The sequence below is a fragment of the Meridianimarinicoccus roseus genome, from assembly GCF_003172915.1.
Classification (GTDB): domain Bacteria; phylum Pseudomonadota; class Alphaproteobacteria; order Rhodobacterales; family Rhodobacteraceae; genus Meridianimarinicoccus; species Meridianimarinicoccus roseus.
Genome location: NZ_QGKU01000060.1, coordinates 83894 through 97718 on the forward strand (window position 1 = coordinate 83894; position 13825 = coordinate 97718).

At 64.3% G+C, this 13825-nt stretch carries 12 protein-coding genes; 9 read left to right on the forward strand and 3 right to left on the reverse strand.

Annotated elements, in window-relative coordinates:
* Position 1: 1 nt before the first annotated feature.
* The 3 genes from DKT77_RS18590 to DKT77_RS18600 all read right to left on the reverse strand — a co-directional run bounded on the left by DKT77_RS18590 (position 2) and on the right by DKT77_RS18600 (position 2666).
* On the reverse strand, positions 2-286 hold the full coding sequence (locus DKT77_RS18590; protein ID WP_109813149.1) for a hypothetical protein: 285 nt from the start codon (positions 284-286) through the stop codon (positions 2-4).
* 124 nt (positions 287-410) lie between these two features.
* Positions 411-2033, reverse strand: a complete 1623-nt coding sequence (locus DKT77_RS18595; RefSeq protein ID WP_109813150.1) for a methyl-accepting chemotaxis protein — start codon at positions 2031-2033, stop codon at positions 411-413.
* Positions 2034-2390: 357 nt separating this feature from the next.
* On the reverse strand, positions 2391-2666 hold the full coding sequence (locus tag DKT77_RS18600; protein ID WP_109813151.1) for a hypothetical protein: 276 nt from the start codon (positions 2664-2666) through the stop codon (positions 2391-2393).
* 378 nt (positions 2667-3044) lie between these two features.
* Between DKT77_RS18600 and tssA the strand changes: the two genes are divergently transcribed.
* The 9 genes from tssA (at position 3045) to tssH (ending at position 13746) form a co-directional block, all read left to right on the forward strand.
* The gene (gene tssA / locus DKT77_RS18605; protein ID WP_238548014.1) at positions 3045-4058 is read left to right on the forward strand and encodes a type VI secretion system protein TssA; all 1014 of its coding nucleotides are present in this window, start codon (positions 3045-3047) and stop codon (positions 4056-4058) included.
* Positions 4059-4130: 72 nt separating this feature from the next.
* On the forward strand, positions 4131-4646 hold the full coding sequence (gene tssB, locus DKT77_RS18610) for a type VI secretion system contractile sheath small subunit (RefSeq protein WP_109813153.1): 516 nt from the start codon (positions 4131-4133) through the stop codon (positions 4644-4646).
* Between the two features lie 2 nt (positions 4647-4648).
* Positions 4649-6142 (forward strand): type VI secretion system contractile sheath large subunit, encoded by a 1494-nt coding sequence (gene tssC / locus DKT77_RS18615; RefSeq protein ID WP_109813154.1) that lies wholly within the window; start codon positions 4649-4651, stop codon positions 6140-6142.
* A gap of 84 nt (positions 6143-6226) precedes the next feature.
* Positions 6227-6718: an Hcp family type VI secretion system effector gene (locus tag DKT77_RS18620; protein ID WP_109813155.1), complete on the forward strand. Its 492-nt coding sequence runs from the start codon at positions 6227-6229 to the stop codon at positions 6716-6718.
* A gap of 89 nt (positions 6719-6807) precedes the next feature.
* A complete protein-coding gene (locus tag DKT77_RS18625) occupies positions 6808-7635 on the forward strand; it encodes a type VI secretion system accessory protein TagJ (RefSeq protein ID WP_109813156.1) in 828 nt (275 codons plus the stop codon).
* Positions 7628-8125 carry a type VI secretion system baseplate subunit TssE gene (tssE, locus tag DKT77_RS18630; RefSeq protein ID WP_109813157.1) on the forward strand — a complete coding sequence of 166 codons (498 nt, stop codon included), beginning with the start codon at positions 7628-7630 and terminating at the stop codon, positions 8123-8125. The genes DKT77_RS18625 and tssE overlap by 8 nt, the downstream gene beginning before the upstream one ends.
* A 7-nt stretch (positions 8126-8132) precedes the next feature.
* Positions 8133-10007, forward strand: a complete 1875-nt coding sequence (tssF, locus tag DKT77_RS18635; RefSeq protein WP_109813158.1) for a type VI secretion system baseplate subunit TssF — start codon at positions 8133-8135, stop codon at positions 10005-10007.
* A complete protein-coding gene (gene tssG, locus DKT77_RS18640) occupies positions 9971-11044 on the forward strand; it encodes a type VI secretion system baseplate subunit TssG (protein ID WP_109813159.1) in 1074 nt (357 codons plus the stop codon). Before tssF ends, tssG begins: the two co-directional genes overlap by 37 nt.
* Positions 11041-13746, forward strand: coding sequence for a type VI secretion system ATPase TssH (tssH, locus tag DKT77_RS18645; RefSeq protein WP_109813160.1), 2706 nt, complete (start codon positions 11041-11043; stop codon positions 13744-13746). Before tssG ends, tssH begins: the two co-directional genes overlap by 4 nt.
* The last annotated feature ends 79 nt before the right edge of the window (positions 13747-13825 follow it).

A 13825-nucleotide genomic window follows, 5' to 3' on the forward strand; every position in this document is an offset into this window, starting at 1 on the left:
TTCAAGCAGCGGCGGATTGCGCCGTCCCGGTCAGTCCGGTCAGGGCAAACATCGCGCCAAGTTGCGGGGTGGCAGCCGAAGCGGCCTCGATATCTGCCGCGGTCAGCTTTCCGCACTGTTGCGCCGCGATCAAAAGCTGCGCGAGCGCGAAGACCACGACCTGCGGAACCGCATCGGACAGGTCCAGCTGCGGAACCCCGGATGTCCCGGCCTGCAGCGCGTCCCTGAGGTTGGAAATATCCGACAGCGTGCTCGCGCCGTCGAAGCTGAATGTCTTTTGTGCCACGATCGTCTGCCTCGGGTTGCGTCGGTTTGCGACGCGGCGCGGCGGGCGAAACCGCTCCGCGCACGCGTCAGGAAGATTGGAACGAACTACCGGCCGGGCCCCGCGCGGCGCCCGGCCGGGCAAGTCAGGCGGCCTTGAAATCGACCACGTCGTCCTCGTCCATCATGTCGGCTTTTGCATCCCGGAGCGGGGCCGGCGCGGTCTCGGGCAGGCTCGACAAAGGCACGACGAGTTCACCGAGGGACAGTTCCTCGACCTTGAAGAAGGCGACGGCCTCGGCCAGTTGCGCGGCCTGACTGGACAGTTCGGTGGCCGCGCTCGACATTTCCTCGGAGGCGCTGGTGTTCTCCTGGGTGACCACGTCAAGCTGCTGGATCGCCTCGTTGATCTGCGTCGATCCGATCGCCAATTCCCGTGCCGAGGCCGAGATGTTCCCGACGAGGCTGGCAGTCCGTTCGATGTTCGGAACCAGCACCTCCAGCATCTGACCCGCTTTCGTGGCAGAGCTGACGGTGCGGCTGGACAAGCCCGAGATTTCCGCCGCCGCCTTCTGGCTGTTCTCGGCCAGCTTGCGCACTTCGGACGCGACCACAGCGAAGCCGCGACCGTGTTCACCCGCCCGGGCCGCCTCGACCGCCGCGTTCAGCGCCAGAAGATCGGTCTGGCGGGCGATCTCCTGCAGAACCAGGATGCGTTCGCCGATAGTCTTCATCGCTTCGACCGCTTCGCGCACCGCGTCACCCGATTGCAGCGCGTCCTTGGCGGCTTTGTTGGCGATCTCTTCCGTAGCCGTGGCGTTCTCCGAGGTGGAATTGATGTTCGCCGCCATTTCCTCCACGGACGCGGAGACCTGTTCCGTCGAGCTTGCCTGCATCGCAGCGCCGTCCGAAAGCGCGCCCGAAGTCGAGGCCATCTGATTCGCGCCCGCTGCCACGTTGCGCGATGCGGCGGACACGTTTTCCACGATGTCGCGCAATTTCACAACCATGCTGTTCTGCGTGCGCAGCAGGTCCGAGATCTCGTCATTGCCGGTCACATTCGTCATCTCGCGCAGATCACCGTCAGCGACACGCCGGGCGACACGGGCGGCACGATTCAGGCCCCGGCTGATCGACCGGATGATGAACCACGCCGACAGAACACCGACAACGACCGCGGCGATCGAGAGGGCGCCAAGAAGCAGGGCCGTCCGCTTCATGTGTGCATCGGCAGCGGCGACCTCGGCAGCCATCCCGTCCGTGACGGCCTTCTCGATCTTGGCGAAAATCTCCTCGCCGCTATGCACCAGGTCGTGGGCCGCGCCGTGGAACAGCGTGTTGGCCGAGTCGCCGTCGCCGGCAAGCTCGAAACCGGTGATCTCGTCATAGAGAGTGGCGACCTCTTTCTGGATCTCGGCGAAGGCCTCAAGCTGGCCAACGACTTCAGGTGTCGCGCCCTGCTTCAGATCCTCGACCATGCCGATGAATTTCGCCGTGGTTTCGCGGCGATCCGCGATCAGATCGGGAATACGATTTTCGTCGCCGCCCGGTAGCCCGATCAGGATCTCGCCTTGAGTAAGGCGCGCATCCAGTTGCGCGCGAAACGCTTCGTTCAGCGTCACCGCACGTTCAGCCTGCACCGTCACCACGCGGTTGAACTCGCGGTTCACGTTGGTGAGTTCGATCAACGCGAGGCTCAGTGCGGCACCGCACAGCAAGAATACGGCGGCGAAGGTGAGTATCAGTCTGGTCTTGATCGTGAATCTCATTGGGGTTCCTCAGCTCTGGCGGGGGCTTGTGGGGAGATGGGACTGGGATGCACGGCCACGGGACCGAAAAACCGGTGCGCGGTCCGTCGCGCCTTTGGCGCCGGTATGATCGGTGTTTTTCATGGGGCTTGCTCCCGGTTGATCGGCGCGCTGCAGGGCGCGCTGTGATCCGTTAAACGCCTTTGGCGGGAACAAGTTTACCTTTGGAAACGAAAGAGAAGCCCGCCAGACTTAGGAAGGTCCGGCCTGACAAAGGTATGGGGGGGTGTCGCGGGCATGCATCCACTACCCCGGCGGGCACCGCGCGGCGCCGGATGATGGCTTTCGGGATGGACTTCGGCGCGCCGAGGCGCCGGTTCAGCAGGGGCCGCGGCCGTCCGAATGGCTGGCGTTCAGCACCGTGCCGCCGCCGTCGGTGAGGATGCGCTTGAAGCAGGGGTTGATCCCGTCCTCGGTGGCGGCGTCGCGCCAGATGTATTCGGTCTGTCCGCCGCTAAGCGCGTTGGCTTCGTCCGGCGGGCCAAGATCCGAGATCACATTGGTCAGCGGGGCGCCCGCGTATTGCGCATTTATGGCCTGCTGCGAGGTGCAGGCGACGACAAGCAGGATTGCGGCGAGGCTGAGGTATTTCATGACGGCTCCCGGTCGGGTTGCTGGCCCGCGACGGGCGGGCAGGGGCGGGCAGCCCGGCCGCCCAGTCTCAACTCTGCCCCAAGGCGACGCGCGGAACAAGCCGCGGCTGGACCCTTGCGGGCCAAGGGCGATGCTGCACCCGCACGGTGACGCATGACACCATGCAAACATGGAATAATCGCTGGCCGGTCGCATTTAGCGATATCAAGCGTGCGCCCGGATACAGAACAGATTCGCGCCTCTCTGCGATCTACGATGTTGACGCGGCGACAAAAAAGACGCTGGTATGCGATTAAAGTCGGGTTTGCTGGAATTGTGTCTGCGACGGGGCCGATGGAAGGCTTGGCCGCAGATTGGATCTGTCCGAGGAGACGACACGTGCCTCTGAGCCTTGTAAGCCACGGTGACGACGCCCCCAGCGGTGAGGACCTTGAATACGAGAAGGTCTTTACCGATCTGCTGCTGGCGGCCCGTCCCGAGGAAGAGCGCCAGATGGGGGATACCGTGGTCGCCGGGCAGGAACCGGACCCCAAGCGCATCGTCGAACGGGCCGAGGCTGTTCTGGAACATAGCCACGATCTGCGCGCGGCGGTGCTCTATGCCTACGGCGCGACGCGGGTAGAAGGGTTCGGCGGCCTTGCGGATGCCACCATGTTCATGCGCGGCTGCCTTGAACAGTTCTGGGACACCTGCCATCCGCAGCTGGACGCCGAGGACGACAACGATCCCACGATGCGCGTGAACGCCGTGCTTGGGCTGGCCGAAACCGGCACCGTGCTGCGCGCCGTGCGCCATGCGCCGCTGACCCACAGCCAGGCCTTCGGGCGGCTGTCACTGAACGATCTCGCCATCGCGGAGGGGGAGCTTCCCGCCCCACCCGACATGGAGAACCCGCCCGACACCGCGCGCATCAATGCCGCCTTCCAGGATACCCCTGACGACCAGTTGTCCGCGACGCTGGCGCAGGTACGCGCCGCCCTGAGCGACGTGGAGGCGATCGATGCCGTTTTCGACACGCAGATCCCGGGGCAGGGACCGGACCTGTCGCCGCTTCTCAAGCTGCTGCGCCGCGCCGCCGCCCGGCTGGCCGAAGTCGTCGGCGAACCAGAGCCCGAGGAGGACGAGGTGCCACAGACCGAAGACGGCGCGCCCGCCGATGCCCGGCCCGCCGCGCGCAGCGCCCCCGGCGAGATCCGGTCCTCCAGGGACGTGGAGCAAGCCATTGACCGGATCATAACCTATTACCGCGAACACGAACCCTCGAGCCCCGTGCCGATGATCCTGGCCCGCGCCAAGCGACTTGTCGGGGCAGATTTCATGACCATCGTCGCCGACATGGCGCCGGGCGGTCAGGACAGCGTGAAGATGATCAGCGGGATCGAGGACGGCTGACAGGACGGCTTACAGGGAGGGTGCCGCACGGCGCCCGAAAGCTGAAACGACAAACACAGACGGGAGAACGGAATGGCGAGCTCACAGAAATTCATAGCGCGAAACCGCGCACCGCGCGTGCAGATCGAATACGACGTGGAACTCTACGGCGCCGAGAAGAAGGTCCAGTTGCCGTTTGTGATGGGCGTGATGTCGGACCTCGCGGGCAAGTCCGAAGTGGCGCAGCCCGGCGTCGCGGATCGCAAGTTCCTTGAAATCGACGTGGACAATTTCGACAGCCGGATGAAGGCGATGAAGCCGCGCGTCGCGTTCGCCGTGCCCAACACGCTGACCGGCGAGGGCAACATGTCGGTCGACATCACCTTCGAGAGCATGGACGACTTCTCGCCCGCGGCGATCGCGCGCAAGGTCGAACCGCTACGCCAGCTGCTCGATGCCCGCAACGAGCTGGCCAACCTGATGACCTACATGGACGGCAAGCCCGGCGCGGAGGAACTGCTGACCGAGGCGCTGGCCAATCCCGAACTGCTGAAATCCCTGGCGGCCGCCCCGGCGCCGTCCGATGACGACGACAAGCAGGAGGCCTGAGCATGGCTGACGAAGCAACCCAGTCCGCCGAAGGCGCGGTGCAGACGGAAGTCCAGGAATCCGACTTCGCCAGTCTTCTGCAAAAGGAATTCCGCCCACGCACCGATGAGGCGAAAAGCGCTGTCGAGGGCGCGGTAAAGACGCTTGCCGCCCAGGCGCTGGAAAACACCGGCCTGATCTCGGACGACGTGCTGAACTCGATCTCGGCGATCATCGCGGAAATTGACAAGAAGCTCAGTGACCAGATCAACGAGATCCTGCACCACGACGAATTCCAGCAGATGGAAAGTGCGTGGCGCGGACTGCATCACTTGGTGAACAACACCGAAACCGACGAGATGCTGAAGATCCGGGTTCTCAACATCTCAAAGAAGGACCTGCACAAGACGCTGCGTAAGTTCAAGGGGACCGCCTGGGACCAGTCGCCGATCTTCAAGAAGCTCTACGAAGAGGAATACGGCCAGTTCGGCGGCGAGCCTTATGGCTGCCTCGTTGGGGACTACCATTTCAACCATAGTCCGCCCGACGTGGAACTGCTGGGCGAGATGGCCAAGATCGCCGCGGCCGCCCACGCACCCTTCATCACCGGCGCAGATCCGTCGCTGATGAATTTCGAAAGTTGGCAGGAACTGAGCAATCCGCGCGATCTGACCAAGATCACGCAAACGCCCGAATACGCGGCCTGGCGCAGCCTGCGCGACAGCGAGGACAGCAAGTACCTTGGCCTTGCCATGCCGCGCTTCCTTGGCCGTCAGCCCTATGGCGCGAAGGGCGACCCGGTCGAGGAATTCGCCTTTGAGGAAAATACCGGCAACGCAGAATCCGAGAATTTCACCTGGGTGAACGCGGCCTATGGCATGGCCACGAACATCAACCGGTCGTTCAAGGAATATGGCTGGTGTTCGCGGATCCGCGGCGTCGAATCGGGCGGCACGGTGGCAAACCTGCCCACACATACCTTCCCGACCGACGATGGTGGCGTGGACATGAAGTGCCCGACCGAAATCGGCATTTCGGATCGGCGCGAGGCGGAACTGGCGAAATCGGGGCTCATGCCACTAATTCACCGCAAGAATACCGACATGGCGGCGTTCATCGGCGCGCAGTCACTTCACAAGCCTGCCGAATACGACGACCCGGACGCGACTGCGAATGCGAATCTGGCAGCACGCCTGCCCTATCTCTTCGCAACTACACGTTTTGCCCACTATCTGAAGTGCATGGTGCGCGATAAGGTCGGTAGCTATAAGAGCAAGGATGACATGCAACGCTGGCTGAAGAAGTGGATCGACCAGTACGTCGATTATTCGGCCGCGCATTCCTCGGAAGCTGAAAAGGCCCGCAAGCCCCTGGCTGCGGCTGACGTGGTTATCGAGGAAGACCCAGAGAACCCGGGCTATTACAAGTCCAGGTTCTACCTAAAACCGCATTACCAGCTCGAAGGGCTGTCGGTTTCGTTGAGGCTCGTCTCGAAGCTTCCGTCGGAAAAATCCTGACCAACGGCCGGGCGGTCCAGGACCGCCGCCCGGCAACTCACACCAACGTTCATGCAATGACTGACTGACAAAGGAGATACCGACATGGCACTCGACATGTTCCTCATCATCGAAGGCGAAATCTCGGGCGAGACCCAGGATGACAAGTACAGCGGCGAAGGCGGCATCGACCTGCTGGCATGGTCGTGGGGCATGAGCCAGTCCGGCTCGTTCCATGTGGGCGGCGGCGGCGGCGCCGGCAAGGCGAACTTCCAGGACATCTCCTGCACCAAGTGGATCGACAAGTCCTCGCCCGTCCTGCAGCTCTACTGTGCCAATGGCGACCACTTCCCGTCCGCGAAGATCGTCGTGCGCAAGGCCGGCAAGACCCCGCTGGAATACCTGACCATCACCATGAAGAAGGTCATGATCACGTCTGTGTCGACCGGCGGTTCGGGTGGCGAGGACAAGCTGACCGAGAACATCTCGCTGAATTTCGCCGAGGTGCATGTGGACTACATCGAACAGACCGAGACGGGCGAAGAGGGCGAAAAGCCGAGCTTCAAGTGGAACATCGCCAAGAACGTTCCGGCCTGATCCCGACCATCTGACCTTCGGGCCCGCCGCCAAAGTCGCGGCGGGCTCGTCCTTCCCCAGGCACGTCGCCACGAATACGGAGAGCCCAATTGGCCGTTGATCCAGTCGAGTTGCTGAAAGCCAACGATGTCGATGGCGCACTCAAGGCGCTGCAGGACAAAATCCGCGCGGACCCGTCCAACGCGGCGCTGCGGATCTTCCTGTTCCAGCTTCTCTGCGTCACAGGCGACTGGAAGCGCGCCGTCACGCAACTAAAGCTCTCGGCCGAGCTTGACGCTCTGGCCGTACCGATGGCGCAGACCTACCGAGAGGCGATCGTCTGCGAGGTGTTCCGCGAAAAGGTCTTCGCCGGGGAAAAGGAACCGCTGATTTTTGGCGAGCCGCAGCAATGGGTGGCAATCCTGATCGAGTCGCTCAAGGCGCTGGCGGCGGGCAAGCCAGAAGTGGCTGCGGAACTGCGCGACAAGGCCTTCGACATGGCACCGACCACGCCCGGTGAGGCGGATGGACAGCGATTCGACTGGATTGCCGATGCCGACATGCGCCTCGGTCCCGTGCTTGAGATCATCGTCAACGGCAAGTACTTCTGGATGCCGTTCAACGCCATCGACCTTCTCAAGATCGAGGAACCGGCCGACCTGCGAGACGCTGTCTGGACGGCTGCCACCGTCAAGCTGCGCAATGGCGGCGAATGCGTTGGCCTGATCCCCACGCGCTATCCCGGGACCGGTACCGACCCGGACGGGGCGACGCGCCTGTCGCGCGCGACCCACTGGGCCGATGCCGGAGCCGACACGTTTATCGGCACCGGCCAGCGGTTGCTGGCCACTGACCAGGGCGACCTCGCGCTGATGGACATGCGCAGCGTCAGGATGGACCCGGTACCAGCACTGGAAGAGACGGCTGGGGATGGCTGACCGGACGATCACCGAACGCCTTCAGCCCGCGCTGCTGGACCGCCTGACCGACCAAGCACCGGACAGCCGGACAGAAGCGCGCGACACCCGTGTGATCGATCTGAACCGCCTGCGTGACATCATCCGCCGCGATCTGTCGTGGCTTCTGAACACCAACAACCTGGACACCCAGATCGACGCAGACCGGTTCCCCAATGCGGCCAATTCCGTTTTGAACTACGGCGTGCGCGAGGTAGCGGGCGACTTTTCGACCGAAGAACGCGCTCAGCGCATCCACAAATCGATCCAGACAGCCATCGAACGGTTCGAGCCGCGAATCCGCGAAGGCACGGTTGAAGTCGTGGAACGCAAGGCCGAGGAGGGCCGCCGAACGACTATCGTGTTCGACATCGCCGCTGAGATGTGGGCCCAGCCCTACCCGATCGAGCTTTACCTTCGGTCGGAAGTGGACACGACCACCGGCGAGTTGCGCCTCGAAGAAGGGTCCTGACGGCGCGATGGATACCCGGCTTCTGCGACACTACGAAACCGAACTCGCCTTCATGCGGGAAATGGGCGCGGAATTCGCCGAAGCCTTTCCTAAGATCGCGGCGCGGCTGGGGATGGACGGGGTCGAGGTGCTTGACCCCTACGTCGAACGGCTGCTGGAGGGTGTCGCCTTCCTGTCGGCCCGCGTTCAGCTGGAACTGGAACTGCAGTATCCCGCGCTGACCTCCCAGTTGCTGGAGATCATCTACCCGCATTTCCTTGGGCCGACACCGTCGATGATGGTCGCGCAACTGGTACCCGACATGGATAATGCAGGGCTTGCGGGAGGCTATGCGATCCCGCGCGGCACACAACTGCGCACAAGGCTGCTGGAAGGCACGCAGACCGCATGCATCTTCACCACCGCTCAGGACACCGTGCTCTGGCCGCTCGAAATCGCCGAGGCAGAGTTTATCGACAGCCGGGGCGAACTGGTCGCGGCGGGCGTGGTCGGCGCGCTGGAGGCGCGGGCCGGCATCCGGCTGCGCCTACGCCGCAGCGGCGGGCAGCCGCTGGGCGACCTGCCGCTTGACACGCTGTCGCTCTTCCTTGGCGGCGAAAGCGTCCGCGGCTGGCAATTGCACGAGTTGCTGTGCGCCGGATCGACCGGCGTGGTCGCGCGCTCCACCGACCGGCGCGCGGACTGGACCTTGCCGCTGCAGGGGGGCATCACGCCGCGCGGCTATGCCCCCGAAGAGGCGCTGCTGCCCACGCCGCGCCGGTCCTTCGACGGCTACCGCCTGCTGCAGGAATACTTCGCCATGCCCGAGCGGTTCCATTTCGCGGACCTGCGCGGGCTGGCGCCAGCGCTTGCGCGGTGCGACGGACCCGAGATCGACCTTTATATCCTGCTGCGCGAGCCCGCGCCGGACCTTCAATCGGGCATCACACCGGGCGCTTTCCGGCTCCATTGCGTGCCCGCCATCAACCTGTTCGACAAGCGCTGCGACCGCGTGCACCTGAGCGTGGCGGATCACGAACATCATGTGGTCGTGGACCGCACTGCGCCGCTGGACTACGAAATCCATTCGGTGCTCAGCGTGACCGGGGTCAGCAGCGACGGCGCACCGGATCAGCCGTTCCGCGCGTTCTACTCGGCAGACGAATTCACCGCGGCCAGTGGTGGCGCGCAGGCCTACTACACCCAGCGGCGGCGGATGCGGCAGCGCACTCAGCGCGAGCGGCTGAAGGCCACGCGCACCAACTATCTCGGGTCAGAGCTGTACCTGTCGCTTGTGGACCCGAAACAGGCGCCCTATTCCGGCGCGCTTACGCAGTTGGCGGTGACCGCCACCGTGACCAACCGTGACCTGCCGCTCCTGCTGCCGGGCGGCACCAAGGATCTGTTCTACCTGCCCGACGGCGGCCCGGTGGCCGAAGTGCGCATGCCGGTCGCGCCGACGCGCCCCCGCCCGACACTGGCGCAGGGCGAGACAGCCTGGAAACTGATCAGCCATCTCAGCCTGAACTACCTGTCCATCGCCGACACCGCGCGCGGCACAGGAGCGGAAGCGCTGCGTGAACTGATCGGGCTTTACGCGCCCGAAGGCGACCGCGTCGTGCGGCGGCATCTTGAGGGGATCACCGCCGTGACAAGCCGCCCGATCGTACGCTGGATGCAGGACGAAGCCCTGTCCACCGCCGTTCGCGGGCTCGAAATCACCATCCATTGTGACGAGGATTTCTTCGAAGGATCGGGGGCCTACGGGCTTGCCGCCGTCCTGGAACGCTACCTGCGGTTCCATGTCACCATCAACAGTTTCACCGAAACGGTCCTGAAAAGCCAGCAACGTGGAGAAATCGCCAGATGGCGCCCGGAAGCGGGTCTGGGACGGATGATCTGACGCATTACCAGCGCTTCTGTCAGTCGCCCCGGACCTATCACATCTTCTTCGCCCTCCGCGTATTGGAGGCGCAGTTCGCGGAACGTCCCCGGCTTGGGGAATCGCGGTTGCCGCGGGAAGATGCCGTGCGGCTGGGCCAGGAAGCGACGATGGCCTTCCAACGCACCACGATCAGCGCGTTCACCCCGCCCGCCGGGGCCAAGCCGGGACACCTGTCCAACCTGTTCTTCGGCCTGTTTGGATCGCACGGCCCACTGCCCGCGCACCTAACGGAATACGCACGCGAACGGCAGCGCAGCGCACATGACGCCACCTTCGGCGCTTTCGCCAACATGCTGACCCACCGGCACATGAGCCTGTTCTACCGCGCCTGGGCCTCGGGTCAGCCGACTGCAAGCTTCGACCGCGGGTCCGGCGGTGGCATGGAACGGCGCATCGCGGCACTGTCGGGATATCTTGGAAAGGCACTTCAGGATCGCGACGCGATGCCCGACCTTGCCAAGCGCCATTTCGCGGGGCGGCTGGCGCAGGGTGCGCGCACCGCCGAAGGACTGGCCGCGATGCTGTCAGGGTTCTTTGCCGCGCCGGTTCGGCTGGAGCAGTTTGTCGGCTCGTGGCTGGAGCTGGAACCGGGTGACCGCTGGCACCTTGGCGGCCCCACTGGCCTGGGCCGGGGCACCGTGCTGGGCTCGCACGTGCGGACCCGCAGCGCCAAGTTCCGCATCCGTATCGGCCCGCTTTCGGGCGAAGATTACCGCCGCCTGCTGCCGGGCGGTCCGTCGCTGGCGCGACTCGCGGCCGTGGTCCGCAACGCGGTGGGCGACGCGCTGGACTGGGATGTGAACCTTGTGCTGCGCGGCACAGACGTGCCGCGCGCCGTGCTGGGAGAAGACACGCGGCTCGGGCAGACAAGCTGGCTGGGCACGCGCCCGTCGGGCACCGATGCCGCCGACCTGTTCCTGACCCAGCAGGATCATCTTGAAGCAGAATATGCCGCGCCCGGTGCGGGACGGCCACCAGGGAGCATGGAACAATGACGGAAATCAGCCGCGTCGCGCTGTTCGGAAAACTCAACCGCACAGGGTATCAGGCCGTCGAAGGCGCAACGGTTTTCTGTAAAATGCGCGGCAACCCTTACGTGGAAATCGTGCACTGGATGGCGCAGATCCTTCAGGGACAGGACAACGACGTGGCCAAGATCATCCGCCACTACGACCTCGATCCGGGGCGGATCGCCGCCGACATGACGAAGGCGCTCGACGCGCTGCCGCGTGGGGCCAGCACGATCACAGACCTGTCCGCACATCTTGAGAACGCGATGGAACGGGCCTGGGTGTTCGGATCGCTGCTGTATTCGTCGAACCAGGTTCGCACGGGGCATCTCGTTCTGGGAATGCTCAAGACGCCCAGCCTGAAGAACATATTCACGGGCATCTCCCCGGAATTCGGCAAGATCAAGGTCGATGACCTGGCCGAGAATTTTCATTCGATCACCGACGGATCGGTCGAGGACGGGCTTGGTCCGCAGGACGGGTCCAGCACCGGGGGCGGCGCGTCGCCGGGCGAGGCATCGAACGCGATGCCGGGCCAGCAAGGCAAGCAGGAGGCGCTGAAGCAGTTCTGCACCGACCTTACGCAACAGGCGCGCGACGGCAAGATCGACCCGATCGTCGGCCGTGACGAGGAAATCCGCCAGATCGTCGACGTTCTGATGCGCCGACGCCAGAACAACCCGATCCTGACTGGCGAGGCCGGAGTGGGCAAAACCGCCGTGGTGGAAGGCTTCGCGCTGCGGATCGCGCGCGGCGACGTGCCGCCTGCGTTGCAGGATGCGCGTCTGCTGGCGCTCGATGTCGGACTTCTGCAGGCCGGCGCGTCGATGAAGGGCGAATTCGAGAACCGCCTGCGCAGCGTCATCGACGAGGTTCAGGCCAGCACCGTGCCGATCGTCATGTTCATCGACGAGACGCACACACTGGTCGGCGCAGGGGGCGCCGCGGGCACGGGCGATGCGGCCAACCTTTTGAAACCGGCGCTGGCGCGCGGCACGCTGCGCACTATCGGCGCGACGACTTTCGCCGAGTTCAAGAAGCACATCGAGAAGGATCCAGCGCTGACCCGGCGCTTTCAGGTCGTACAGGTCGATGAACCGGACGTGCCCAAGGCGACCCGCATGATGCGCGGCATCGCGTCGATGCTTGAGAACCACCACAAGGTGCAGGTGCTGGACGAGGGGATCGAGGCCGCTGTCAGCCTCAGCGCGCGCTACATCCCGGCGCGTCAATTGCCCGACAAGTCGGTCAGCGTGCTGGACACCGCCTGCGCGCGCGTGGCGATCAGCCAGCATGCCGTCCCGGCCGAGGTTGACGACAGCCGCAAGCGGATCGACGCGCTGACCACCGAACTGGAGATCATCGCACGGGATGAAAGCGCAGGCTACGACGTCAATGCTCGGCGCGAGACGATCACCGCCCTCAAGACCGAGGAAGAGGCCCGGCTCGAAGGCCTGAACAGCCGCTGGGAAGCCGAGAAGGCCGTCGTTCAGGCGATCCTCGACCTGCGCGCCAAGCTGCGCGCGGCCGGTGCGCCGGTGGACAGCACGGATGCCGACCTTGCTGCAGAGGCCGCCGGGGCCGACGCGAGCGTCGACACCGCCGCGCTGCTGGACGAGTTGCGGGCGAAAAATGTCGAACTGACCGAGCTACAAGGCGAAAATCCCCTGATTCTTCCCATCGTTGATGCGCAGGCCGTGGCCAGCGTCATCGGTGACTGGACCGGCATCCCCGTTGGTCGGATGCTGCGCGACGAGATCGCAACCGTGCTGGACCTTGAAACCCATCTTGCAAAGCGCGTGATCGGGCAGGACCACGCGATGAAGATGATCGCAAAGCGCATCCAGACGAACCGCGCCGGCCTCGACAACCCGGACAAGCCCGTAGGCGTGTTCATGCTGGCCGGCACGTCCGGGGTCGGCAAGACGGAGACCGCGCTGGCGCTTGCCGAAGTTCTATACGGCGGCGAGCAAAACGTCATCACCATCAATATGTCCGAATACCAGGAGGCGCATACCGTCAGCAGCCTTAAGGGCGCGCCTCCCGGCTATGTCGGCTATGGCGAGGGCGGCGTGCTGACCGAGGCTGTGCGACGCAAGCCCTATTCGGTGGTGCTGCTGGACGAAGTGGAAAAGGCGCATCCGGATGTGCACGAGCTGTTCTTCCAGGTTTTCGACAAGGGCGTGATGGAGGACGGCGAGGGGCGGCGGATCGACTTCCGCAACACACTGATCCTGCTGACCTCGAACGCGGGCTCGGACCTGATCATGGATATGTGCGCCGACCCGGAACTGATGCCAGAACCCGAAGGCATCGCCAAGGCGCTGCGCGATCCACTGCTGAAGATCTTCCCGGCCGCGCTGTTGGGCCGCCTCGTGACGATCCCCTATTACCCTCTGTCGCCCGACATGATTGGCGAGATCACCAAGTTGCAGCTGAACCGGATCAAGAAACGGGTGGAAGGCGCGCACAAGGTGCCCTTCAGCTACACCCAAGGCGTCGTGGACACGATCGTGTCCCGCTGCCAGGAACTGGAATCCGGCGGGCGGATGATCGACGCTATCGTCACCAACACGATGCTGCCCGACATCTCGGCCGAATTCCTGAAACGGATGATGGAAGGCGAAAGCGTGGCGCGCGTGGAAATCGACGTCGCGGACAACGACTTCGTCTACAAGTTCAATTGAGCGGCGCGCGCGGTGCTACCCCCCGCCTGCAAGTGGGGGGAACATCCTTTGGGAACCGCGCCGCGCCGGGTTACACTTT

What these genes read in the sequence shown, in the direction of transcription:
- tssG (WP_109813159.1), top strand. Translation starts at nt 9,971, where the DNA reads ATGGCGCCCGGAAGCGGGTCTGGGACGGATGATCTGACGCATTACCAG.
- DKT77_RS18620 (WP_109813155.1), top strand. Translation starts at nt 6,227, where the DNA reads ATGGCACTCGACATGTTCCTCATCATCGAAGGCGAAATCTCGGGCGAG.
- DKT77_RS18600 (WP_109813151.1), bottom strand. Translation starts at nt 2,666, where the DNA reads ATGAAATACCTCAGCCTCGCCGCAATCCTGCTTGTCGTCGCCTGCACC.
- tssC (WP_109813154.1), top strand. Translation starts at nt 4,649, where the DNA reads ATGGCTGACGAAGCAACCCAGTCCGCCGAAGGCGCGGTGCAGACGGAA.
- tssH (WP_109813160.1), top strand. Translation starts at nt 11,041, where the DNA reads ATGACGGAAATCAGCCGCGTCGCGCTGTTCGGAAAACTCAACCGCACA.
- tssB (WP_109813153.1), top strand. Translation starts at nt 4,131, where the DNA reads ATGGCGAGCTCACAGAAATTCATAGCGCGAAACCGCGCACCGCGCGTG.
- tssF (WP_109813158.1), top strand. Translation starts at nt 8,133, where the DNA reads ATGGATACCCGGCTTCTGCGACACTACGAAACCGAACTCGCCTTCATG.
- DKT77_RS18595 (WP_109813150.1), bottom strand. Translation starts at nt 2,033, where the DNA reads ATGAGATTCACGATCAAGACCAGACTGATACTCACCTTCGCCGCCGTA.
- tssE (WP_109813157.1), top strand. Translation starts at nt 7,628, where the DNA reads ATGGCTGACCGGACGATCACCGAACGCCTTCAGCCCGCGCTGCTGGAC.